General features: G+C 66.9%; 25 protein-coding genes and 1 tRNA gene. 14 read left to right on the plus strand and 12 right to left on the minus strand.

Features of this window, described 5'->3' with window-relative positions; all coding sequences use genetic code 11:
- Positions 1-79: 79 nt before the first annotated feature.
- Complete coding sequence (locus tag PIR02_12585; GenBank protein ID WZH35611.1) at positions 80-883, plus strand: hypothetical protein; 804 nt, start codon at positions 80-82, stop codon at positions 881-883.
- 30 nt (positions 884-913) lie between these two features.
- On the opposite strand, the gene PIR02_12590 is transcribed toward PIR02_12585, so the two are convergent.
- From PIR02_12590 to PIR02_12600, 3 genes are all read right to left on the minus strand, one after another.
- Positions 914-1,855 (minus strand): ThiF family adenylyltransferase, encoded by a 942-nt coding sequence (locus PIR02_12590; protein ID WZH35612.1) that lies wholly within the window; start codon positions 1,853-1,855, stop codon positions 914-916.
- Complete coding sequence (locus PIR02_12595) at positions 1,855-2,574, minus strand: hypothetical protein (protein ID WZH35613.1); 720 nt, start codon at positions 2,572-2,574, stop codon at positions 1,855-1,857. The genes PIR02_12590 and PIR02_12595 overlap by 1 nt, the downstream gene beginning before the upstream one ends.
- 147 nt (positions 2,575-2,721) lie before the next feature.
- Complete coding sequence (locus PIR02_12600) at positions 2,722-3,693, minus strand: hypothetical protein (protein WZH35614.1); 972 nt, start codon at positions 3,691-3,693, stop codon at positions 2,722-2,724.
- A 132-nt stretch (positions 3,694-3,825) separates the two neighbouring features.
- Between PIR02_12600 and PIR02_12605 the strand changes: the two genes are divergently transcribed.
- The 8 genes from PIR02_12605 to PIR02_12640 all read left to right on the plus strand — a co-directional run bounded on the left by PIR02_12605 (position 3,826) and on the right by PIR02_12640 (position 9,623).
- Positions 3,826-4,134, plus strand: a complete 309-nt coding sequence (locus PIR02_12605) for a hypothetical protein (GenBank protein WZH35615.1) — start codon at positions 3,826-3,828, stop codon at positions 4,132-4,134.
- A 4-nt stretch (positions 4,135-4,138) separates the two neighbouring features.
- The gene (locus PIR02_12610) at positions 4,139-4,423 is read left to right on the plus strand and encodes a hypothetical protein (protein ID WZH35616.1); all 285 of its coding nucleotides are present in this window, start codon (positions 4,139-4,141) and stop codon (positions 4,421-4,423) included.
- A gap of 327 nt (positions 4,424-4,750) precedes the next feature.
- Positions 4,751-5,413: an MT-A70 family methyltransferase gene (locus PIR02_12615; protein WZH35617.1), complete on the plus strand. Its 663-nt coding sequence runs from the start codon at positions 4,751-4,753 to the stop codon at positions 5,411-5,413.
- A gap of 53 nt (positions 5,414-5,466) precedes the next feature.
- Positions 5,467-5,661, plus strand: coding sequence for a hypothetical protein (locus PIR02_12620; protein WZH35618.1), 195 nt, complete (start codon positions 5,467-5,469; stop codon positions 5,659-5,661).
- 13 nt (positions 5,662-5,674) lie between these two features.
- Positions 5,675-5,935: a hypothetical protein gene (locus PIR02_12625; protein ID WZH35619.1), complete on the plus strand. Its 261-nt coding sequence runs from the start codon at positions 5,675-5,677 to the stop codon at positions 5,933-5,935.
- Positions 5,928-8,105 carry a type IV secretion system DNA-binding domain-containing protein gene (locus tag PIR02_12630; protein ID WZH35620.1) on the plus strand — a complete coding sequence of 726 codons (2,178 nt, stop codon included), beginning with the start codon at positions 5,928-5,930 and terminating at the stop codon, positions 8,103-8,105. Before PIR02_12625 ends, PIR02_12630 begins: the two co-directional genes overlap by 8 nt.
- A gap of 217 nt (positions 8,106-8,322) precedes the next feature.
- Positions 8,323-9,180: a replication-relaxation family protein gene (locus PIR02_12635; protein ID WZH35621.1), complete on the plus strand. Its 858-nt coding sequence runs from the start codon at positions 8,323-8,325 to the stop codon at positions 9,178-9,180.
- A complete protein-coding gene (locus PIR02_12640) occupies positions 9,177-9,623 on the plus strand; it encodes a hypothetical protein (protein WZH35622.1) in 447 nt (148 codons plus the stop codon). The genes PIR02_12635 and PIR02_12640 overlap by 4 nt, the downstream gene beginning before the upstream one ends.
- 981 nt (positions 9,624-10,604) lie before the next feature.
- On the opposite strand, the gene PIR02_12645 is transcribed toward PIR02_12640, so the two are convergent.
- The 4 genes from PIR02_12645 to PIR02_12660 form a co-directional block, all read right to left on the minus strand.
- Positions 10,605-10,805, minus strand: coding sequence for a hypothetical protein (locus PIR02_12645; protein WZH35623.1), 201 nt, complete (start codon positions 10,803-10,805; stop codon positions 10,605-10,607).
- Positions 10,806-11,529: 724 nt separating this feature from the next.
- Positions 11,530-11,605 (minus strand) — tRNA-Lys (locus tag PIR02_12650).
- A gap of 39 nt (positions 11,606-11,644) precedes the next feature.
- Positions 11,645-12,661 (minus strand): iron chelate uptake ABC transporter family permease subunit, encoded by a 1,017-nt coding sequence (locus PIR02_12655; protein WZH35624.1) that lies wholly within the window; start codon positions 12,659-12,661, stop codon positions 11,645-11,647.
- Positions 12,658-13,707, minus strand: a complete 1,050-nt coding sequence (locus PIR02_12660; protein ID WZH35625.1) for an iron ABC transporter permease — start codon at positions 13,705-13,707, stop codon at positions 12,658-12,660. Before PIR02_12660 ends, PIR02_12655 begins: the two co-directional genes overlap by 4 nt.
- Positions 13,708-13,730: 23 nt before the next feature.
- Here PIR02_12660 and PIR02_12665 point away from each other — a divergent pair, with 23 nt between their 5' ends.
- Entirely contained in the window at positions 13,731-14,783 is a 1,053-nt protein-coding gene (locus PIR02_12665) for an iron-siderophore ABC transporter substrate-binding protein (GenBank protein WZH35626.1), read from the plus strand.
- A gap of 111 nt (positions 14,784-14,894) precedes the next feature.
- Here PIR02_12665 and PIR02_12670 read toward each other — a convergent pair whose 3' ends face one another.
- On the minus strand, positions 14,895-15,566 hold the full coding sequence (locus PIR02_12670) for a fasciclin domain-containing protein (GenBank protein ID WZH35627.1): 672 nt from the start codon (positions 15,564-15,566) through the stop codon (positions 14,895-14,897).
- A 310-nt stretch (positions 15,567-15,876) separates the two neighbouring features.
- Between PIR02_12670 and sigK the strand changes: the two genes are divergently transcribed.
- The 4 genes from sigK (at position 15,877) to PIR02_12690 (ending at position 19,316) form a co-directional block, all read left to right on the plus strand.
- A complete protein-coding gene (gene sigK / locus PIR02_12675) occupies positions 15,877-16,479 on the plus strand; it encodes an ECF RNA polymerase sigma factor SigK (protein ID WZH35628.1) in 603 nt (200 codons plus the stop codon).
- On the plus strand, positions 16,476-17,261 hold the full coding sequence (locus PIR02_12680; protein WZH35629.1) for an anti-sigma factor: 786 nt from the start codon (positions 16,476-16,478) through the stop codon (positions 17,259-17,261). The genes sigK and PIR02_12680 overlap by 4 nt, the downstream gene beginning before the upstream one ends.
- Before the next feature lie 199 nt (positions 17,262-17,460).
- Positions 17,461-18,099, plus strand: coding sequence for a DNA-directed RNA polymerase subunit beta (locus tag PIR02_12685; GenBank protein WZH35630.1), 639 nt, complete (start codon positions 17,461-17,463; stop codon positions 18,097-18,099).
- Between the two features lie 332 nt (positions 18,100-18,431).
- Positions 18,432-19,316 (plus strand): aminotransferase class IV, encoded by an 885-nt coding sequence (locus tag PIR02_12690; GenBank protein WZH35631.1) that lies wholly within the window; start codon positions 18,432-18,434, stop codon positions 19,314-19,316.
- A 104-nt stretch (positions 19,317-19,420) separates the two neighbouring features.
- Here PIR02_12690 and pstB read toward each other — a convergent pair whose 3' ends face one another.
- The 4 genes from pstB to PIR02_12710 form a co-directional block, all read right to left on the minus strand.
- Positions 19,421-20,200, minus strand: a complete 780-nt coding sequence (gene pstB / locus PIR02_12695) for a phosphate ABC transporter ATP-binding protein PstB (protein ID WZH35632.1) — start codon at positions 20,198-20,200, stop codon at positions 19,421-19,423.
- A gap of 20 nt (positions 20,201-20,220) precedes the next feature.
- Complete coding sequence (pstA, locus tag PIR02_12700) at positions 20,221-21,309, minus strand: phosphate ABC transporter permease PstA (protein WZH35633.1); 1,089 nt, start codon at positions 21,307-21,309, stop codon at positions 20,221-20,223.
- Positions 21,306-22,259, minus strand: coding sequence for a phosphate ABC transporter permease subunit PstC (gene pstC / locus PIR02_12705; protein ID WZH35634.1), 954 nt, complete (start codon positions 22,257-22,259; stop codon positions 21,306-21,308). Before pstC ends, pstA begins: the two co-directional genes overlap by 4 nt.
- Positions 22,260-22,483: 224 nt before the next feature.
- Positions 22,484-23,611 (minus strand): phosphate ABC transporter substrate-binding protein PstS, encoded by a 1,128-nt coding sequence (locus PIR02_12710; GenBank protein ID WZH35635.1) that lies wholly within the window; start codon positions 23,609-23,611, stop codon positions 22,484-22,486.
- Between the last annotated feature and the right edge of the window lie 12 nt (positions 23,612-23,623).

The raw sequence follows: 23,623 nt of genomic DNA on the forward strand, positions 1-23,623 counted from the left end.
GCCAGCGGCGCGTATCGATCGCTAAGGGTGTGCGTGTCTCGTAGCGACATGCCCGCCAGGAGAAGCGAGGATGGTTTTCATGCCGGAGCACTCTGAAGACAAGACCTGGGGTTCCGTCGCCCGGGCCCCAAGGCTCTCGAGTGAGGAATCCAGGCGACGCGTGATGGGCACCGCAGTTGGGATGCTGGAGCGCACTGGCCTGACGGTCAGCTTGGAGCATCTGAATCTGGAGGATCTGATCCGTGCGGCGGATGTGCCTCGCAGTGCTTTCTACAGGCTGTGGCCAGCGAAGGACCGGTTCTTTGCGGACTTGCTGGTCGAGTTGGCCACCACGTCCGAGTCGAACGACGCGATGTTCTATCCGGGGACACAGGATGTCGCCTACGGGGTCATCGAGAAGTACGAGCGTCTTCTCGCAACGCACGATGGGCGTGTGGCTGTGCTGCGTGAGGTGGCGCGAGTGGCTACCCGCGTCAACTTCGAGCACTTCAGCGAGTCCGTGTCGTGGAGGAGTCACGTAACTCTCGTTGCCACCGCAAACAGTCTTGCTGACGCGGAACATCGAGACCGCGTGGCTGCTGCGCTGCAGGAGACGGAGCGCCGTTTTATCGAGCGAACTGCCGGGTTCTATGGGACTGCTCTTGCGGGCTTGGGGTTTTCGTTCTACCCGGGGGCCTCGGCGGAGCTCCTCGCAGGACTCGGCGCCGCTGTGGTCGAGGGTCTCGCGCAGCGGCGTCTCGTAAACCCTGACCTCGTCGACACGATCATCATGAAGCCGGGTATTGACGGTGAGCTCGTCGAATGGCATCCCGCTTCGCTTGGGTTCTGGGGGATCCTCGAGGCGCTTGTCGACCTGGAGATGCGCCGAGATTCAGCAGACTGAACCCCGGCGCATCTGTCGTGCCGCGACTGGTCACTCTGGGTCGGCCGCGAGCTCCTCGGCGTAAGAGGCCTGGGGGTTCCAGCCGAGGACCGATCGGGTCGCCAAGACGGTTGCGCCGATCCGATGACGAGCTCGCGCGTAACGGATGCGCCCCGACACGAGGGCCATTGGGTCGGTGTACGCCCATCGGGGAGCGAAGACGGGTGAGCGCCGCCGATTTTGGTCTGTTCGAGTGAGGTGAAGGAGCGCCTCCGTCGTGCCGAGGCTGACGGCGGCCTTCACGCCCTGGACGACAGACGGCAGGGGTGAGCCTGCGACCGTCGCCCGGAATGTTCCCAAGTCGCCGTACCTCGGGATGTATGGCACGCAGCGCGTCAAATCCACTTCACGAGCTGCGGCATCGTCCAGCGTGATGTCGGCAGGCAGTCCCATCATCCGCTCGAACGTGAAGGGGCTTCGCGGTGCGAAAGAGGTGGCGATCGCGCCGAACCCGATGTTCATCACAAGGAGATTGGGAACGCCGTGTCGACGAGCAGCGCGAGCCAGGGCCGTTCCGACGTGAAGGTAACGCAACTCTGACTCGTCGAGCACAAGATCAGCCCCCGCGACGAACTCGTCCGCATTCTCGGTCATGACCCCCTCGGCGAACGACACCACTCGCGTCTCCGGGCGAATCTTCCCAATCGTTTCCCGCAGGGCATCGATCTTCAGTCGTCCGTATGTGTCCGCATTCGCCCAGGCGACCCGATTGGAGTTCTCGGGCACGAAGGTCTCCGGATCGGCGATGCGCACCTCGGCAGCCCCGGTCATCATGGCCAACGCGACCGCCAGGTCGAAGCCGTCTCCGCCTGCGCCAGCAATCGCAATCGTCGACTCCCGAAGGAGCTCTTGTTCACTGCGTCGCCAAAAACCAAGGTTCCTACTGAACTCCGCGGGCATCGGCTCCCGATCCGCACTCTGCTCACGCACCATCACTTCGCCGTTCCCCAGAAGCGGACAGCGCCTTCGGAGACGTCGAGCTCGTCGATCTCGTCAAGCCCGCCGAGGCTCTGGGACGATGCGACGGGATCAAGTTGGATGGCCACATTAACTCCCTGGTACTCCTCCAACCAGGCCGGCTCAGCGATACGCGCGACTCCCACGCCCATAATGCGCAGGACGCGTTCCAGCGGGCGTTCGACAATCGCGTAGACGTTGTCGTCGGCACCAACCTGTCGGATGTGAGCGATCGTCGAGCGCAGGAGCTCTGCCAACGCACGCGCCTGCTCCTTGGCATCATCTAGACGCCCGATGTAGCGCGACACCTCGACGCTGCCGCCTCCAGTATCCAGGCCATAAAGGACATCGGCAGGCAGCGGCCGGTTATCAGAACCGAGCCTTTCGATGACACGCACGCAAGCGACCGCCACCGACTCAGGGAAACGGTTCTTCACGACGAGGAACGCCACGGACCGGTCGTCATCATCGTCAATGTCGACCCCGTACTCAAGTGCATCCGCGTCGAGCATGCCGGTCTGAGTGGTGTACACACGCGTACGGAGCTCGAGATATGCCGTGTAGAGCGGATTAGCTCGCAGACCGCGCCCGAGAGCAATGATCGCGAAACGGCTGTCGGGGCTCTGAGAAAACGGCTGCGCACGGACCGCGGGAATGACGTCAGCGTTGGGGACTCTCAGGTTTGAGGTTGCCATGGTGGTCCTTTCGTCGGGATGATTCGACGTTAGGAACGGCCAACGGCTCACTTAGAAAGTCGGAACAAAGTTGGAGTCCACGCCAACGCCGGGCATGGCGAACGCCCCGCGATATGGCTCTCGCGCAAACTCTCCGAGGTAGTCAGATCAGTCCCGCGGTTCCCATTTCCACCCGAATCCACTGAACAGCCCGCCGTGCACGTCGCGAAGCCGAACGCCGACACACCCTCGGTCATCACACGGAACACGATCGTCGTCGGCCGGGACTGATGGTCTGGCGTACCCGCTCACGCGCTCGAACTTCCAAACGTCCACTGGTACCTCACCTACGAACTGAACCTGGATGTTCGCGAGCAACGCGCGCTCATGAAAAGCCCTGCTCGCCAAGGTCATCGGAGGAAGCTCATCGGCAGCGGGGGCGTGGATCGCAAACTTCAGATCGTAGGTTTCGTTGCGCCTCATAGGTGCCGTGGCGGTGCGCGCGCTGTTGAGGTGCCAGAAGTGGTCATTCCACCCAGCGCCCTCTACGCGACGGGTATTGACCTTGAAAGCACCGCGCGGGTCGGGATACACCGTTCCGTCGTACGAACGGGTGACAGTGAGGTAATCCATCTCATCGAACGTCGCGATGAATCTGTAGTGTTCGAAGGTTCTCTTCCATCGGCGGTCCTCGACGACGACCAGGGTGCTGATGCTCTCGTAGATGATGCCGTTGTGCATCTCGGCGACGTCGAGCCTGAGCGGGGACTGAGGGTAGGTCCCGCGGATCAGACGCGATGCGAGCTGGTTCAGTGCGGCCGGTTCGCGGTCAGCGACCGTGTCGATTTTTCGCCCAATCTTCTCTCCATGGATTCGCCGTCGTTCTCGCAGGGTGTTTACACCGACAGTGTCGCCGCTGAGCGCGAAGACGTCGAGAAGGAGACTCGCATCGTTCTCGGATAACGCGTAAATCGCCGAGGCAAAGCGATGCCGCATGCGATCAAAGGAGTCGATGTCAGCGCCGCGGAGAAGTTCAGCAACAGTATCAACACGGTCGAGACGATGGGCAACGAAACCCTCGTTCTTGCGCAGCAGTTCCAGGTCGGCGTAAAGGTCGGCGGGGCTGATCTCGTCGCCCATAGCGGCACCTCGTCCTTCGGATGGGCTGCAACTCCTACTTTATTCCCACTTTCAGCTACGGGCCACGTCCGCTCTTACCGTCATCTCACCGACACTCGCCGGGAGTGTCTCAGGAGAAAGGACGAACACACCATGTTCGATAACAAGAAGGAGCTGGCACCGCTCGGCGGCGCGTTCAGCTCCACCGGGTTGGCTCGGATGGGCGCTGGTGCGCAGCGTCAGACGAGCCGCGAGGTGGAGCGCGTGCAGGGTCAGGCGATCGTGGCCGAGGTGCACGAGCAGGCCCGCGGCTTCATCGCGCACACGATGCTGCAGAACGTCGGTGCCCTGACGTCGCTGGAGCAGCACCTCATCCAGGTCGCCCCGCTCGGCGAAGCCCGCTACAAGCACATCGTCGACGCCTACGCCATGGGCGCGGCCGCGAAGCTGACGCGCTGGTGATCCCGTGTCGCTCCTCGCTGTGTTTGGTGTCTGGCTCACGGTCGTCCTCGGGGCGTGCGCGGTGGCGGTCGTGATCGAGCGTGGCGTCCTCGGCTCCGTGGAGGACTGGTTCCGCCGCCGCCAGGATCGCAAGCGCGCCCGTATCGAGGCGGAGCTCGACCGTACTCAGGCCGAATTCCGCCAGACGATCCTCCAGCTCGCCGCCGCCCTAAACGGCGACGCGCTGGAAGCCCGCAAGGCCCTCATCCGCGAGTCGTTCCTGGCCCGCGGCGAGGTGCCGAAGGAGTAGATCCCCATGGCCGGTCGGGGCGGCGACATCACAAACGTGTGCGTGGATTGCACCGCCCCGGCCTTCCTCCTCTCGCCGCCCGCACCGACTCACGGTGCGGGCGGCGTCCTCTTCCTGTGGATGAGGGCGTGTGCTTTGTGCAACACGCTCACGGTTATCCACACCCTCACCCCTGACGGCCCGTCGAGGGGGCTGTCGTCTGGCGCGATCGGACGGTTGCTGAAACGCAGCTGAGAGCGCATAACCAGGGGGCAGCCCCGCACGGCCCCTCATACTCGGCCGTCATTCCCAGCGGGTTAAGACCGCTGCGGGAAGGAGCACATTCTCATGCACACCACCAACACCAACACCACGCCCGCGTCGACGGACACCGACGGCACCGCCGCGGGGACCCCGGACTGCCTGGCCAAGTACAAGGCGATTCTCGTCGACCCGCCCTGGCCGACCGGCCAGCAGGGAAAGTACGGCGCGGAGCACCACTACAGCTTGATGACCCTCGAGCGCATCAAGGCGATGCCGGTCGGCGACCTCGCCGCCGACAACGCCCACCTCTACCTCTGGTGCTACCCGGCTACCCGCTACATCGCGGAGGACATCATGCGCGGCTGGGGGTTCGAGTTCAAGGACGAGTTCGTCTGGGGCAAGGACCAGATGGGCCTGGGCCAGTACTTCCGCCACGCGCACGAGACGCTGCTGCTGGGCGTGAAGGGGCAGCTGCCGGTGAAGTTCCGCGGGCAGCGGTCGTTCGCGATGCTGCCCCGCCAGGACCACTCCCACAAGCCGGAGGAGTGCCACGTCATGATCCAGCGTCTCAGCCCCGGTCCCTACCTTGAGCTTTTTGCCCGACGCCCGATGCCGGGCTGGGACGTCTGGGGCAACCAGGTCGCCTCCGACATCTCGATCCCGGGCTACCCCGTGCCCAGCGACATCACGACGAAGGTCTCGAGCAACACCGCCGTCGTCATCGACGAGGAGGCCACCGATGCCTAGCCACCTCGCCCCGTTCTTCACCCGCCTCTTCGACCATCTGACTGGAGTGCTTCATGTCCTCTTCCGACCGTGGCCCGCTGGAGGCCGCGAAGGCCTTCGCCTGGACCGTATTCCTCGTCGCCGTGCTGCTCTCCGGAGCCGTCTGGCTCATCCAGCAGGTGTGGGTGTGGTTGCTCGTCATCCTCGCCGTCGTCCTGGTCACGGGCGGGCTGGTGTGGTGGCTGCGCGTGCGCCGCGACCGCTGGTGAAGGAGGTCCGCCGATGAGCCGCTCATCCTCGCCGAAGCGGGGGCGGGGTCGTCCCCGCCGCGAGTACCGCATCCGCGTCCGCGGCGAACGCCGCGAGCACCCGGACTACGACAAGCTCGCCCGCGCCCTCCTCGAGCACGCCGCCATGGAAGAAGCCACGCGCCGCACCAACCTCACCGACACGACCGATACCACGGCGACGTCGGGCACCAAGATCGACGGCGGCGACATCTCGTCGGTGGACACTGAGGTCAATGGGGACGCCGATGAGTGACTCCTGGCGTCAGCTGCACTGGCCGCGCCCCTTCGACGCGGTCAGTGCCCTCGGATTCCTTGAGACGCTCGCTGCCGACGAGTCCCGTGGGCCGGTCGTGTTCGAAGCCCGCGCCGAGGGCGGCACCATTCGACACCTTATGGGCGGACACCGCACCACGCTCTCGGGCATCAGCAGCAGCCTGCGCCGACTCCTTCCAGGGGTCACTGTCACGGATCTCGACGAGGGCCGCGAGCCGGTGGAGCGGGCCGGGCGCGTGCGCATCCGCCAGCGGAACCTCGGCCTCAGCCTCGACACGAACGGTGCTGCCCTCCGCGCCCTGTACGCCGCTCTGTCCGGCGCGGTGGGGAAGGGGGATGTATTGGTGCTACAGGTCATCCTCGGTGCCAGCGTCCCGCCCCAGCCCTTGCCGGCCTCGACACCGGATCCCAACCTCAGCCTGTTCGACCTCATCACGAAAGGCACCCGTGCCGCGCCGCTCGAGATCCGGGCGGACCTGCGCGACAAGCTCGCCCAGTACCGGTTCCGCGCCACCATCCGCATCGGCGTCACCGCCGCGAGCCCCGTCCGCCGCCGTCTCCTCGTCCACGCCGTCCTCGCAGCCCTCCGCCAACTCCAGACCGGCTCCACCCGCATCGACCTCGTCTCTGACCGCCCCGAACTCGTCGACGAGGCCGTTATCCCGGCGAAGAAGCCGCTGCGTCTTACCGCCGCCGAAGCGCTTTGCCTCGTCGGCTGGCCGACCGGCGAAACTGCTCTCCCTGGCATGCCGCCGATCTACCCGCGGCTGGTCGCGCCGCCTACGGGCTACAAGTCGAGCGGGGAGCGGGTGTTCGCGCGCACCAGCGCACCCGGCCCGAGTCGGCCTGTGGGGATCTCGGTGAAGGACGCTGTCCGCCACACCCACGTCATGGGACCAAATGGAGTTGGTAAGAGCACAGTGCTCCTTAACCTCATCGCCGCCGACATCGCCGCAGGCCGCAGCGTGGTCGTCATTGACGCCAAGCGCGACCTCGCCATGGATGTCCTCACCGTCATCCCGGAGGCCCGCGCGGGCGACGTCGTCGTCCTCGACCCGATCAGCCCCAACCCAGTCGGGCTGAACCCCTTCGCCGGGGCAGGCGATCAAGCGCCCCTCGTTGCTGACCGGCTACTGGCCGTCTTCCGCAGCCTCTTCCCGTCGGCGTTCGGGCCGCGCACGAGCGACGCCGTTCATGCGTCGCTCCTGACGCTCGCGGGGAAGGAGGGTTCGACGCTGGCGGACCTTCCGCGCTTGCTTACCGAGGACCCGTACCGGCGCAGCTTCACGAAGTTCCTCACCGACCCCTCGCTCAGCGAGTTCTGGGCGCAGTACGACGCGATGAGCGCCGGAGCGCGCTCGGCCATGATCGGCCCCGTCCTCACCCGGCTCCGCCAGTTTCTGCTCCGCCCCTCCATCCGTGCCCTGCTCGACCAGCCGACGCCGCGCTTCAACCTCCGCGACCTGTTCGACAAGCCCCGCATCCTCGTCGTCCCCCTCAACCGCGGCCTGCTCGGACCCGTCGCCGCCGAGCTGGTCGGGTCGCTGCTGGTGAGCCAGCTCTGGCAGCTGACCCTCGCCCGGGCAGGCGTGCCGAAGGAGCAGCGTAGCCCCGTCTCGATCTACCTCGACGAGGCGCAGATGTTCGTGAAGCACGAGTCCGATCTCGGTGAAGCTTTAGAGCAGTCTCGGTCGATGAATGTCGCGTGGTGCTTGGCCCACCAACACCGCGCCCAGATGCCCGCCAGCCTGCTCGCCGGTATCGCCGCGAACGCGCGGAACAAGATCCAGTTCCAAGCTGACCCCGTCGACGCCGCCTCCGTCACGAAGCACTCCGCGCTCACGCCGGAGGACGTCATGAAGCTGCCGCCGTACCACGTCTACGTCGACCTGATGTCGGGTGGGGTGCAGTCCGGCTGGTTTTCTGCGGTGACGCTGCCGCCGCCCGTCACCCTCTCCGACCCCGACGCCGTCCTCGCGGAGAGCCGCCTCCGCTACGGATCCCAGGTCGAGGGGCAAAACCCGACCGCGACCGACTCGTCCGTCCCAACCTCGAAGCAGGGTGACGTGGGCATCACCCGTGAGGGTGACGGAGTGGGTGACGGGGGTGACGTCGAGCCCATCGGACGTCGCCGAAAGGCCCGTCCATGACCACCCAACTCGTTCGCCTGAGAAGAGGGGACTGGTGTCCGGTCGCTCGTCCGTTCGCCCGTCCGATCGCTGAAACTTCCACGCCCGCTTTCCGGCGTGTTTCTGCGGCTCCTGGCCTCAGTTGGGAGCGGACTACTCCGCCTCTGGCGGAGTTGCAGGCCGCCCGCGAACTCACCCGACGCCATCAGCATCGCTCGCAACCAGAGAGGGGACGCCCATGACGATGCGCCTGCCCCGCACAGGTGCCGGACCGTCCCGGCTGGTGGTGCTGCGGACGGAGCTGTCTGTCCGCGACGAAGAGATCCTGACGTTCCTCAACCGGCACCGGTACGCCGCGACCACGCACCTGCGTGATGTCTTCTTCGCCGACCACGCCACCCTCACCGCCGGAACCCGCGCCTGCATCCGAGTCCTGCACCGGCTCATGCACAACCGGCTCATCGCCCGACTCGAGCGACGCGTCGGCGGCACCGCCCGCGGCTCTGCGGCCACCATCTGGTACCTCGACGCCGCCGGCGAACGCCTCACCCGACCCGAAGGTGCGAGGCGACGACGCTTCGCCTCCGTCTCCACACCCTTCCTCGCGCACACTATGGCCGTCACCGACACCCACGTCGCCCTGATGCAGCACGCCCGCACCGGGGCGTTCCAAGTCGAGCGCGTCGACCTCGAGCCCGACACCTGGCGGTCCTTCGTCACCAGGCCCGGCATGGCCGGGATCCTCAAGCCCGACCTCTACGTCCACCTTGCCACCCCGGACTACGACGACCACTGGTACCTCGAGATCGACCTCGGCACCGAAAGCATCCCCGTGCTGCTCGCCAAGTGCCGCACCTACGCCGCCTACAAGGCCACCGGCCGCGCGCAGGCCGAACACGGGGTGTTCCCGCGTGTGCTCTGGATCCTGCCCACGGCCGCCCGCACAGCCCGCCTGCGCGCCGCCATCCACGCCACTGCGGACCTCGATGGCCGGCTCTTCGCCTGCACCACCTCGGACGGGCTGCTGGGCGTCCTGGCAGACCCAGACGGCTCCGCGGCATCAACAACAGACACCCAAGAGAGGAGGAACCCATGACCCCCGAACTACCGCCCCCGCCAGAACGCGAGCCGTCGTACTCCAACGGCAACGCCCGCTTCGGCCCCGAGTCGGCGGCGTCGGTAGAACGGTCGCTGTCCGCCCTGCGCGACCCCGACGACGCGCTGCGCATCCTCCAAGGGGTGAAGGAGAACGGTGCCGCTTTCGCCGCCTTCCTCCTGCTCGCCGACACCAACCTGGCCGATCCGGAGATCATCGACCGGTTCCACGAAAGCTACGCCGATGCCTGGGAGTACTTTGCCCAGTTCCGACACGACGTCCTCGAAGGACTCGGCTGGCTGCATGCGCTGGAGAAGGTGATGAGCGAGCAGGGCATCCCTGATGACCACCTCACCTGGAACCACGCCGCCATCGATAAGCAGATCCTCGACACCTACGACATCGTCCACCTCGATGGCTGGTGGCACGTCTTCAACAAGTAGCGAGCACGATTTTTCCCCAGATCAACGAAGACAAAAGCACAACGCCAAACATCTCGACTTAAGAGGTGAAGTGAGCGTAAATCAAGGAGCTACGTCCGCCCAGAAGGCGGGCAGAAAGGAGGAACCATGACCATCAACTCGTCAACGCATCCAGCCGTGGTCGAGTCAATGAGCGACGGGCAGGCAGTCATCGATGTCGAGCAGTTCGCTCATTCGCCACAGGTGCTTCGCGGTCGGCAAGCTACTGATCCGGCCCACGACGGCAACCCTGACGACAAGAGGACTCGCGCCGTCATCTATCTCCGCGTGAGTAGTAAGAAGCAAGTCGACACTGACTACGACCCAGAAGGAATCTCGCTCCCTGCCCAACGCCTCGCCTGCGAGAAGAAGGCTGAGCAGATGGGGCTCCAGATCGTCGATGAGTACGTTGACGCGGGCTTCTCTGGTACTGACGTCGCAGGGCGGCCGCAGTTCCAGGACATGCTTGAGCGGATTCGAGCGAAACGCAACGTCGACTACGTCATCGTCTATAAACTCTCGCGACTCCACCGGAACCGCTACGACGAAGCGTTCACCATGATGCAGCTCCAGCAGCGGGGAGTCACGCTCGTCTCAGCAACAGAGAGCATCGACGGAAGTCCTGTGGGCCAGCTCATGCAGGGCATCCTCTCCGCGTTCAATCAGTATCGTTCGGCCGAGGACGGCGCGGACATCGCATACAAGCTCGGCGAGAAGGCGAAGAAGGGCGGCACCGTCTTCATGGCGCCGCTCGGTTACATCAACACCGGTGAGCGGATCCAAGACCGTGAGGTTCGGGTGGTCAAGCCTGACCCGGACCGGGCTCATCTGGTGAGGCTGGCGTTTGAGCTGTACGCGACGGGCGCGTATAGCATCCCAGCGCTCTCAGATGAGCTTTACCTTCGCGGGCTGAAGACGCGCGCCTCGGCGCGCTGGCCGTCCAAGCAGCTCTCCGACAATCAGCTACTTCGACTCCTCCAAGACCCGTACTATCTGGGCTTCACGCGGTTCAAGGGCAACATCTACCCCGGCCGCCATGACCCGCTCGTTGATGGAGATCTGTTCGGCCGTGTTCAGGAAGTCATCTCTGTTCGTGCCACGGGCGAGCGGCAGCGCATTCATCACCACTACTTGAAGAGCACGCTCTACTGCGGCAACTGCCACTCAACAGATGATGCGCACGGACGGATCATCGTGGCTCACGTGAACGGGCGCGGCGGAACGTACGACTACTTCTTCTGTCGCCGGAGTCAGGACAAGCTTTGCGACGCACCGTACATGCAAATGGCCCGTGTCGAAGACGCCGTTGAACGGTACTGGGACCAGCTGCGGGTGAGCCCGGGATTCATCGCTGCGGCTCGTGTGGGACTCCGTAAGACTGTCGAGAAGGGGCAGGCGGCGGCACGCTCGCTGCACGCGCAGTTGACGGAGAATCTGCGCAAGCTCGATCAGCAGGAAGAGAACCTGTTGGACCTGGCCGCCGATGGCATGCTTCCACGAGAGACGATCCAGAAGCGGATGAACGCCATCCTGCGAAACCGAGCCGCGATGAGCGCACGCCTCGAGAAGACGGAGCAAAAGTTGGCAGTCGTCGTGGACTACCTGGACGCGGCGCTGTCGCTTCTCGAGCGCCCGGGCGAGTTGTATGCGAATGCGACGGATGAGCAGCGGCGCATGCTGAATCAGGCGGTCTTCTCGCGCATCTACGTATACGCGGATGAGATCACGGACGTCGAGTTCAACGAGCCGTTCGACATGCTGATAGCGGCGGGGGAGTTGTACGAGAGCCCAACGAAAACCGCCCCTGAGAACAGGGGCGGGGATGTATCTGCCGAGGCAGCGAGTCTCGTAAACATCGCTCTTGGTGATATTTCGAGTAACGCTGACGTGGTGGGCCCGGAGGGGCTCGAACCCTCGACCCGCGGATTAAAAGTCCGATGCTCTGCCAACTGAGCTACAGGCCCTCGACGTCCAGCCTAGCGGGCGCGGCGGGCGCGTCGCGCTCATCGGCGGGAGCGGGCGACGATCCAGAACAGGTAGGCGCCGCCGACCGCGGCGGTGACGAGGCCGACCGGGATCTGTAGGGGTGAGAGGGCGCGCTGCGCGATCACGTCGGCCACCACCAGAACGGTGGCGCCGGTCAGAGCCGAGCCCACGATGGGGATGCCACTCGTCCCCAGCGCGCGGTGGGCGAGTTGCGGGGCGGCGAGGGCGATGAAGCCGATGGGGCCAGCGACCGCCGTGGCGGTACCTGTCAACAGAGCGGCGACGATCACGAGGAGCATGCGCACCCGTCCGGTGCGCACCCCGAGCGAACGAGCGGTGTCGTCGTCGAGCTCGAGGGCTCGATAGTCGCGGTGGACGGCGATCAAGACGAAGCCGAGCACGCCGAGGGATGCCAGGAGGAGCGTGACATCGTTTGCTGAGGTCGCAGACAGGCTGCCGTGCAGCCATTGCGCCGCGTTTCGCGCGACGTCGAGCGGAGCGCGGGTGAGCAGGTAGTCGTTGACGGCTGCCAGCAGGGTCGTCAGTGCGATGCCCGCGAGAATCGTGCGCTCGCGCGAGATGCCCGCACTGCGGGCGATCGCCATGACCACGACGACCATGAGCAAGCCTCCCGTCCACGCGCCGACGGCGGGGGAGGGCGGCGGACTGATGAGTGTCAGGCCGATGAGCGCTCCGGTGGCCGACCCGGCGCTGAACCCGACGATGTCGGGGCTGGCGAGTGGATTGCGGGCGAGGGTCTGGAACACCGCGCCGGCCATGCCGAGCGCCGCTCCGATCAGGAGCGCGGCGGCGAGGCGCGGCACGCGCATGCCCATCACGATGACGGTGGTGCGTCCGTCGGCTCCGCCGGTGAACGCGGATGCCACCTCGCCGAGCGACGCGTGGAAGGACCCCGTCGTGAGGCCGATGAAGACGGCGAGCACCGCGATCGCGAGCGTGATCGCGGTGACGACGACGGTGCGTCGACGTCGGGACGAGCGGGGTCGTCCGCGAGTCGAGAGGGACGTGCTCATGCTCGTTTCCGCAGGATCAGCCAGAGGAGGACGGGGGCACCGAGGAAGGCGGCGACGATTCCGGCCTCCACTTCGCCGGGGATCGCGATCACGCGCCCCACGATGTCGCTCGCGAGGGTCAGCGCGGCGCCGCCGACCGTCGCGAGCGGCAAGGAGACCGGAACGGAGCGACCGACGGCGCCGCGGACACCGTGCGCGACGAGTAGACCGATGAAGGCGAGGGGACCCGCCGCCGACGTCGCCGTGGCGCAGAGGAGAGTGATGGCGGCACCCGTCGCGATCGTCACCAGTGCGGGGGACACCCCGAGGGAACGCGCCAGGTCGCTGCCGAGCTGTAGGCGGTCCACGCCCCGCGCGACGAGCACGGCGAGCACCAACCCCGTGACGGCGAACGGGAAAAGCTGCGTGGCGACGTCGGCATCCCTCCGCTCGAACGATCCGACGGCCCAGAACCGGAAGGAATCGAAGGTGGTGTCGTCGGCCAGCGTGATGATGCCGACGATGGCGCTGAGGCAGGCGCTGAGCGCCACCCCCGCCAGGATCAGACCGACGGTGTCGTCGCGTCGATCGGGTCGCGCGGCGGTGTTCACGAGCAGGGCCGCGCCGGCGGCGCCCGCGAACGCGAACCAGACGTACCCGCTCGCGGTGCCGACCCCGAAGAAGGCGATCGCGACGACCACGCCCACCGCGGCGCCCGCGTTCACGCCGAGGAGTCCGGGGTCGGCCAGCGGATTGCGTGTGAGCGCCTGCATCAGGACACCGGCCACTCCCAGGCAGGAGCCGGCGAGGAGCGCTGTCAGGGTGCGCGGGACGCGAAGCTCGTGGACGATGACGCCCACGGCATCCCGTCGGTCCGAGAACAGCGCCGACACGACGTCGGCGGGAGCGAGAGCGCGCGAGCCGACAGCCAGGCTGAGGATGACGAGACCGACGAGGGCAGCGGTCAGGGCGAGGGTGAGAGTGGTCGCTCGGAGCGCAGCCCTGCGACGTCGGGAGGAGAGGTGTGCGGCGACGGCCGTTGAGGCGACGGGGGACGAGTCGAGCACGAAGGTAAGGTTATCCTAACCATGTGAACGTCTTTCGCTTTCCGTCCCCTCGCGCCCTTTCTCGTCCTCGCGGTGCGGCCGTCGCCCTCGGTGCTGCCCTCCTTCTCGCTCTCACGGGCTGCGCGGGCTCCGCGGCTCCCACATCGACCGTCGATGCCGAAGCCGGCGCGAGCGGCGATTGGGTGGTGTCCCGCGACCTCGAGCCCGGCATGGGCTCCGACGACGCCGACGGGGTCTTCCCGCGCGACGTGACCCACTTCGGGGGCGTCACCGAGATCCCCGCGAAGCCGACCCGCGTCGTCGTCGTCTCCACCGGCCAGCTCGATGCTCTGCTGGCTCTCGACGTCGTGCCCGTGGCCGCCACCCGGGCGGAGAACAGCGGCCTCGTTCCCCAGTACCTGAGCGATGCGTTCCCCGGTGAGGCATCCGCGCTGGGGGCGATGGCCGACATCGGCACCCGCACCGAACCCGATCTCGAGGCGATCGCGCAGGCCGACCCCGACCTCATCCTCATCAACTCCACGCGCGGAACCGAGCTGTACGACGCCCTCTCCGCCATCGCCCCGACGGTGCTCACCAAGGGCAACGGCGTGAACTGGAAGAGCGACTTCCTCCTGATCGCGGACGCGCTCGGCGATGAGGGGGCTGCTCGCGGCATCCTGGATTCTCTCCACGCCGACAGCGCGGCGTTTTCTCAGACGCACGCGGCGGGGGAGCCGACCGTGTCGTTCCTGCAATCCACGGGAGACCGGACGCGGATCATGGGTGTGCCGTCGTTCGCGGGCGGCATCGCCGAAGACCTGGGGCTCGGTCGCCCGGCATCTCAGCAGTTCGATGACACCTCGCAGGACATCAGTGCGGAGCAGATCGACCTCGCGGATGCCGATCGGGTGTTCTACGCCGGGATCGGCGGGGGCCTCGCCTTCATCGAGGACGCGCCGTTGTGGTCGACGCTCGGCGCGGTCACCGACGGTCGTGCTCAGGCCGTCGACTACGACCCGTGGTTCACGAACGCAGGCCCCGTCGCCGCGCGGCTCGTACAGGACGAGATGGAGCAGGCGGTCGACGGGAACTGAGGCGACGCAAAAGAGCGAGAGCCGGACCCCCTCGCCTGGGGTCCGGCTCTCGCCGTCAGGTCCGGTCGATCATCGACCGGTCGGATGCGCGGTGACCGCGCACTCGAGGACTTACGCCGGGGGCATCAGCACCGAGTCGATGAGGTACACCGTGGCGTTGGCGGTCTGAACGCCACCGCAGATGACGTTGGCGGTGCCGTTGACCGTGATCGAGTCGCCCGAGCCGGCGACCGTGACGTCCTGGCCCTCGACCGTGGCGTGCGTGCCGTCGATCTCGTCGGGAGCGATCTGGCCGGGGACCACGTGGTACGTGAGGATCTTGGTCAGGCTGGCGCTGTCGGTCTTGAGGCCCTCAACGGCATCGGCGGGGAGCTTGGCGAACGCGTCGTCGACCGGAGCGAAGACGGTGAACTGTCCACCGTTGAGGGTGTCGACCAGGTTGACGTCGGGGTTGAGCTGACCGCTCACGGCTGCGGTGAGCGTCTTCAGCAGCGGGTTGTTCGAGGCGGCGACGGCGACCGGGTCGGCGGCCATGCCGGCGACGGAGCCATCACCGGAGGGGACGGCGGCGGCGTAGTCGGCGCAACCGGGGCCCACGAGGTTGGCGGCCGGGTCCATCATCGACGAGGAGGCCGAGGGCGACGCCGCCATCGAGGGGGCGCTGCTGGACTCCTCAGCGGTCGAGCCGCCCGAGGTGGTGCCACCCGAACATGCGGTGAGAGCGAAGGCCGAGCCCAGAACGAGGGCGAGACCGGCGACGACGGGCTTCTTGTTGGTGAGCATGACATTCCTCCGAAATCGTTCGAACCGCGGGTGCGATCCGTCAGGGACACCCCGGTGCGAGGGGTGGTTCGCCGTGGAGCGGCTTACACGAGGTCTTCGGGGCTCCCTCGGGAACGGATTGGCGAGAACGCGGAATCCACCGTCAAAGCGCTGTGCCCAGGATGAAAAATGCCAGGTCACGCGGCAGGAAACATTCTGGAGAATATTTTCCGGGTGAGTGGAATCTGGCGCCGGGGAGCGTTCGTAACGGTTCGCTACCCGATGTCTCGACGCGCGGGCAAAGGACGGGGTGGGGGTTTCGACGTAGGCGATGATGGATGCCATGGTGATCGATGGATTCGACCTGCCCGAGGAAGGGTCAGATCGCGTCGACCACGTGGGCGATCTGATCCAACGCGTTGCCACGGGAGACCGGGAGGCGTTCGCCGAGTTGTACGACGCGCTGTCGGCCCGCGCGTTCGGTCTCATCGTTCGCGTGCTCGTCGATCGGTCGCAGAGCGAAGAGGTCCTCCAGGAAGTCTTCCTCGAGGTGTGGCAATCCGCTGAGCGGTTCACTCCGAAAAGAGGACAGGGAAGATCGTGGGTCCTCACGATCGCACACCGGCGAGCGGTGGACCGCGTGCGGTCCTCGCAATCCAGTGTCGATCGTGATGTGCGCGCAGGATTCCGCGATATGGACGTTGCCTATGACAACGTCTCTGAAAAAGTCGAGATGAAGATCGAGGGACGACGCGTCGTCGATGCACTGGCGGCGCTCCCCGAAGCGCAGAAAGAAGCCCTCACGTTGGCCTACTTCGGTGGATACAGCCAAAGTGAGATCGCTACTCTCGTCGGGGCGCCCCTCGGAACGATCAAGACGAGGATGCGCGACGGTCTGTCACGCTTGAGGATGGAGATGGGGGTGGACAAGTGAACGAGAGGGATTTCGCCGACCTCGCAGCCGGTCACGCGCTGAACGCGCTATCGGAGGCTGATGAACGCGCGTACCAGGAGGCGCTTGCGAGCAATCCCCATTGGGAGACGCACGTGCGCGACGCGGCCGACGCGGTCGCCGCCCTGAGCGGTGTCGTCGAGTCCGTCGAGCCGCCGGCTTCGGTGCGCGCCTCGTTGATGGCCCGCATCGCGGACGTCCCGCAGCACACCCCCGAGCCGGACGCGCCCGACGACGAGGATTACGCCGCCGCCGGTTCTCTCCCGGTCGCGGATGTTCCGCTGGCCGCGCCACGCGCCATGGTCTGGGGTCCTCGACGGTGGTTCACGCTCGCGGCATCCATCGTCGCCGTGCTCGTTCTCGGATTCGGTGCCGTCTCGGTGGGGCAGTACCTCACGCGGCCCGCTGCGGTCGTTGCCCTCGAGCAGATCGAGAAGGCCCCCGATGCCCAATCGGCCTCGGTGTCGATGCCTGACGGCGGCTCGGCGACCGCGCACTGGTCGGCTTCGACCGGTCAGAGCGTCCTCGTGACCGACGGCATGCCCGCCCTCAGTGACGATCAGACCTACGAGCTCTGGTTCGTGCGCGGTGAGACGCCGATCGCCGCGGGGATCTTCGACACGGATGCCGAGGGCCGCGCGACCGCGATCCTCGACGGGGAGTTCCACTCGGGAGACATCATCGCGGTGACGGTCGAGCCCGCGGGGGGCTCGCCCGATGGCACCCCCAGCTCAGCTCCCGTGGTCGCGGTCGCGACCGCCTGAGAACCTCCGCCCTCACCCGGCCGAGAGGTGTCCCCAGCTCGAGGGGTCCCTGAGCCCGTCGAGGGGACAGGCCCGGCCCCTGGATGAGGAGCCTGAGCCTGTCGAAAGGACCGGGGCCCATCCCTGAGTCGGTGAGAGGTCTCTGAGCCCGTCGAAGGGACCAGGCCCCGTCCGCGAGCGGACCGCCTAGCCTGGAATGATGAGCGATTCGCCGCGCGAGTTCCACAAGCCGATCCGACGTCCCGCCGAGCTCTTCGACCGCCTGTTCGCCGCCGATGACCCTGCCGAGGTGTCGCGCGTCGCGCACAGCACCGCCCATGCCTTGCTCTCGCGCGTGCGCGCCGACCCGAGCGTCGACGTCGTCGAGCGTCTCGTGGCCTTCACCGACGACCATGGGATCGACGACATCGCCGAGCTGTGGTCGCGCTCTCCCGCCCGATCGCTGCCCGGCGCCCTCTGGCGCCTTTACCTGCTGCAGTTGATGATCCACGACGACGCCCCGACCGCGGCGCTGTTGTACGAACGCGGCCGCGTACAGATGGCGACGGTCGATCCCGTCGTGGTCGGCGCCCCGGCTCCGGCGGGTCCCGAGGAACTCGTGCAGGTGATCGACACGATCCTGCGCGGACTGTTCGAGGGGGACTTCGCCGTGGCCTTGGACCGCGCGGCCGCGTTCTGTCGCGTGCAGGCATCGGGGTCCACGCACCTGGCCGACGATTACGAGAACACCGAGTCCGACCGGGCCTCAGCTCTCACCACCCGGGCGTTGCGGCTGTCGACGTATGCGGAAGACCTCGCCGCCGCCGCCGCGCTCTGGCGCCGCGACGCACTGACCTGAAGCGGCGCGGGCGCCGCGCACTCGACGGAGTGGGGGACGACCGCGCGGCGTGAGGTTGCGCGCGAGGTCGAGACCGCCCCCGCGGACAAGGCGTCCCGCAAAGGGAGCGGCGCGCAGGAGCGAGACGAGGCGCGCGAACGGCCGGAGAAAAGATAAGTGCCGGACCGCAGAACGCCTCTCGGCGCATGGCCGCTCAAAGCGGCAGAAGATGGAGCCCGGGGTTACTGCGGCCCGGCATGAAAAGTGTAACAAGCGTCGGCTGCGGACATTCCCTCCGACGGCCCCGTTGACAAGACCCGGGCGTGTCGAGAAGCCGGGCGTAGGCTCGATCCATGGCAGTGCGCTTCTCGCTCGTGATCGACCCCGTGGCATCCGATGATCGACGAGAAAGCTACGCCGACACTTTCACGGTCGTCGATCCCGCCGGTCCCGTGCTCCCCCTCGGGGAGCTGAGCGCCCAGCGTGGCGACGGCATCTTCGAGTCGATCGGGGTCGTCGACGCTCACGCACAGGAGGTGGGGCCCCACCTGCAGCGTCTCGCCCATTCTGCCCAGCTGTGCGACCTGCCGACGCCGAATCCCGACCAGTGGCGCGCGGCGATCGACCGCGTCGCCGCCGAGGCCCCGCCGGGGGAGAGCGTCATCAAGCTCATCCTCAGCCGCGGCGTGGAAGACGGTCCGACACCCACCGCGTGGATCACCCTCGCCGACGCGCCCGACAACACCCGAGCGCGCTCAGAGGGAGTGCGCGTCGCGACCCTCGACCGGGGGTACGCCCGCGACGTGCCGGGCCGCGCGGCGTGGCTGCTTCTCGGCGCCAAAACGCTGTCGTATGCGATGAACATGGCCGCGATCCGCGAGGCCAAGCGACGCGGCGCCGACGACGCTGTCTTCGTCACGAGTGACGGATACGTGCTCGAGGCGCCCACGGCATCCGTCGTCCTTCGCCTCGGGGATCGGTTCGTCACCCCGACACCGAACGCCGGCATCCTGCACGGCACGACCCAGCTGAGCCTCTTCGCCCATCTCGAGGCGCGCGGCTTCACGACCGCGTACGAGGCCGTGCTCCTGAGCGACCTGGCGAGCGCGGATGCCGCGTGGTTGCTGTCGAGCGTGCGACTGGCCGCGCCGATCTCGGCGGTCGACGGTGTGGCCAAGACCGTGGACCGCGTCCTCACCGACGAGCTGAACGCGTACCTGCTCTCGCCCCGGAACTGACCCCTTCGCGACCGATATCTCCGTCACGGCTCCGGTGCACGGCATCCGGATCCGGTCGGGAACGACGAAGGCACCGCCGAAGCGGGGCCTTCGCGCGATGGGGCTCACCCGAAGCGACCCGAGACGTAGTCCTCGGTCGCCTGCACGGTGGGGGCGGTGAAGATCGTCGAGGTGTCGTTGTACTCGATGAGCTTGCCGGGCTTGCCCGTGCCGGCGATGTTGAAGAACGCCGTCTTGTCGCTCACGCGCGACGCCTGCTGCATGTTGTGCGTGACGATGACGATCGTGTACTCGTTCTTCAGCTCAGAGATGAGCTCCTCGATCGCGAACGTCGAGATGGGGTCGAGAGCCGAGCACGGCTCGTCCATCAGGAGCACATCGGGCGACACCGCGATCGCGCGCGCGATGCACAGGCGCTGCTGCTGACCGCCGGACAGGCCCCCGCCCGGCTTGTCGAGGCGATCCTTGACCTCGTTCCAGAGGTTCGCTCCCTGCAGCGACTTCTCGACGAGGGCGTCGGCGTCGCTCTTCGACATGCGCTTGTCGTTGAGCTTCGCTCCGGCCAGCACGTTCTCGCGGATCGACATCGTGGGGAAGGGGTTCGGCCGCTGGAAGACCATTCCGACGTGGCGGCGCACGAGCACCGGGTCGACGCCGGGACCGTAGAGGTCGTCGCCGTCGATGAGCACGCGGCCCTTGACGTGACCACCGGGGATGACTTCGTGCATGCGGTTCAGCGTGCGCAGGAACGTGGACTTCCCGCAGCCCGAGGGGCCGATGAACGCGGTGACCGAACGCGGCTCGATGTCGATCGAGACGCCCTCGACCGCGAGGAAGTCGCTGTAGTAGACGTTGAGGTCCTGGACCTCGATGCTCTTGGACATGGGGGAGTGCCTTTCCGCGTTCAGCGGGTCTTCGGCGCGAACAGGGCCGCGACGATCCGGGCGATCAGGTTGAAGATGACGACGAGGACGACGAGGAGGAACGCCGCGCCCCAGGCGTTGGCTTGGGAGGCGTCGATGTCCTGGCCGGGGAAGCTGTAGGCGGTGTACGCCATGACCGGGAGGGTCTGCATCGGGCCCTCGAAGGGGTTCGCGTTGAAGTTGTCGGTGAAGCTCGCCGCGATGAAGATCGGCGCGGTCTCACCCACGACGCGGGCAACCGCGAGGACGACACCGGTGATGATGCCCGAGGCCGCCGTGCGCAGCACGACCTTGACGATCGTGGCCGAGCGGGGCACGCCGAGCGCGAGGGAGGCCTCGCGCAGGTCGGCCGGCACCAGGCGCAGCATCTCCTCGGTGGAGCGGATGACGATGGGGATCATCAGCACGCACAGGGCGATGGATGCCGAGAACCCGCTGAACGCCTTCGGTCCGACGATGAGGCTGAACAGCGAGAACGCGAACAGACCCGCGACGATCGAGGGGATACCCGTCATCACGTCGACGAGGAAGGTGATCGTGCGACGCAGCGGGTTGGTCGGCAGGGCGTACTCGACCAGGTAGACCGCCGCGAGGACGCCGACGGGCACCGAGATGAGCGCTGCGATACCCGTGATGATCAGGGTTCCGGTGATGGCCTGCCACGCGCCGGCCGTTCCGACGACCTCGAGGGTGTTCGGATCGAAGGTCGTTCCGCCCACCTGCGAGATGAACTGCCAGTTGACCACCGCGAGGCCCTTGGAGACCACGGTCCACAGCGTCGAGACGAGCGGGGCGAGGGCCAGCAGGAAGGCCGCGGTCACGAGGCCGCGCACGACGCGGTCGACGGCCTTGCGGCGGTTCTCCACGATCGAGGAGCCGACGCCGATCGCGATCAGGTAGACGACGGCGGTCAGCACGAGCCAGATGGCGAGGTTGAAGCCGCCGAAGAGGAACTGCACGCCCGCGATGACGATCGCGACGCCGACCAGGAGCGCGGGTTCGATGAAGCGGGGGAGCTGTCCGCTGGTGAGCGCCAGCGGGGAAGAGGCCGGGACGGCGGTGGCGGTCACGAGCGCTTTCCTTTCTTGCGGCCCTTGGCACCCGGGCCCGTCGCGGAGATGATGTAGCGCGCGAGCATGTTGACCGCGAGCGAGACCACGAAGAGCATCAGGCCCGTTCCGATCAGCGCCGAGCGCTGCAGATCGGTCGCGATCGGGAAGTTCAGCGCGATGTTCGCGGCGATGGTCTGCGAGTTGTAGCCATCGGTGAGCAACAGCACCGAGTAGATGAGGCTCGGCGAGATGATGAGCGCGATCGCCATCGTCTCGCCCAGGGCACGACCGAGACCCAGGAGCGTGGCGGACACCATGCCGCTGCGGGCGTAGGGGAAGACCGCGAGGCGGATCATCTCCCAGCGTGTGGCGCCGAGGGCGAGGGCGGCCTCTTCGTGCAGGCGCGGGGTCTGCAGGAAGATCTCGCGCGTGATCGAGGTCACGATCGGCAGGATCATCACCGCGAGCACGACGCCACCGGTGAACATCGTGGAGCCGGTCGTGGAGACGGGCCCCTGGAAGAGCGGGATCCATCCGAGGTAGTCGTTGAGGAACTGGCTCACCGGCAGCAGGAGCGGACGCATCACGATGATGCCCCAGAGGCCGAAGACGATGGAGGGGACCGCGGCGAGAAGATCGACGACGTACCCGAGGGCACCGGCGACCTTGCGGGGCGCGTAGTGCGAGATGAACAGCGCGATACCGATCGCGACCGGGGTGCCGATCACCATGGCGATCAGTGCGGCCCAGATGCTGCCGAAGAGCAGCGGGCCGACGTACTCCCAGAAGCTGGACCAGTTGCGGTTCTGATACCCGGCGAGATCTCCCTCGCTCCAGTTCGCCGTGATCGCGGGCAGGCCGCGGATGATCAGGAAGATCGCGACACCGGCGAGGATCACCATGATCGACACGGCGGCCGTGGTGGACAGGCCGAGGAAGACGGTGTCGCCGACGCGACGCTTCCCCACGATGCTGGCTCTCGGGGATTTCGGGGTCGCAGTGTCAGTCGTGGCGTCACTCACGGTGTCAGTCACGGGGGACCTCACGCTCGGCACGGATCAAGGGGTGCTCCTCGGTCGGGTTCTCTCTGAGGATGTTCGGCTCAGCGGAACGGTCGATGCTGAATCGACCCCTCCGATCAGCCCGGCCCGGTCCGCACGCGAGGTGCGGACCGGGCCGAGTCCGAGAGGTGTTACTTGATGGCCGCGAGGGTCTCGGCGGCAGCCGAGAGAACCGAGTCGGGCAGCGGCGCGGAGCCGGCGTTCTTCGCGGCGACCGCCTGGCCCGTGGTGCTCGTGACGAAGCCGAGGTACGACTTCACGAGCTCGGACTGCTTGGTGTCCTTGAAGGTGGTGCAGGCGATCGCGTACGACACCAGCGGGATCGGGTAGGTCTCGGCGGTCAGCTTCGAGTAGTCGAACTTCTTCGACAGGTCGCCCGCGACGCCGTTGCTGGCGTCGACGGCCGCAGCCTCGAACGTCGCGGTGACGGCCTCGGCGCTGTAGGGGATCGCGGTGCCGTCCTGGATGATGGCGGCGGCGTTGAGGTCGCCGATGGCGGAGTGGTCGGCGTAGCCGATGGTGCCCGAGCCGGCCTTGACGGCCTCGACGACACCGGAGCCACCCTTCTGCTTCGACACGTTGCCCTCGATCGGCCAGTCCTTGCCCGCGGGAGCGGTCCAGACCGACGACTGGGTCGCGGCGAGGTAGTTGGTCAGGTTCTGCGTGGTGCCCGAGCCGTCCGAACGGGCGACGGTCGTGATGGCGCCGGCGGGGAGCGCGGTGCCGTTGTCGGCGGTGATGGCCGGGTCGGACCAGTCGGTGATCTGCAGAGCGAAGATCTTCGCGATCGTCTCGCCCGAGAGCTTGAGGTCGGTCACGCCGGGGATGTTGAAGATGATCGCCACACCGTCGAGGTAGATGGGGATGTTCACGCCACCCTCGGTGCAGAGCGCCTTCGACTGCGCGGTCTGGTCTGCGTTCAGGGGAGCGTCGGAACCGGCGAAGTCGTACGCGCCGCTGAGGAAGTTGGTGACACCGCCGCCGGAGCCCTGCGACTTGTCGTAGTTGATGGTGACGCCCTTGGCCTGAGCGTTGTACGCAGCGGTCCACGCGGCCTGCGCGTTGGACTGGGCGCTGGAACCACCGGCGGTGATCGTGCCGCTGAGGTTGGGGTCGATCGTGAACGCCACGTCAGCCGAGGAGGCCGACGGCGACGAGCCGGCGGCGTCGCCGGAGCCGGAGGGGGAGGAGCAACCGGCGAGAGCCAGGGAGGCAACGGCCGCCACAGCGCCCAGCTGGACGAATCGGGAGAGCTTCACGGTGTGAATCCT

The sequence above is a fragment of the Microbacterium enclense genome (genome assembly GCA_038182865.1).
Classification (GTDB): Bacteria; Actinomycetota; Actinomycetes; order Actinomycetales; family Microbacteriaceae; genus Microbacterium; species Microbacterium enclense_B.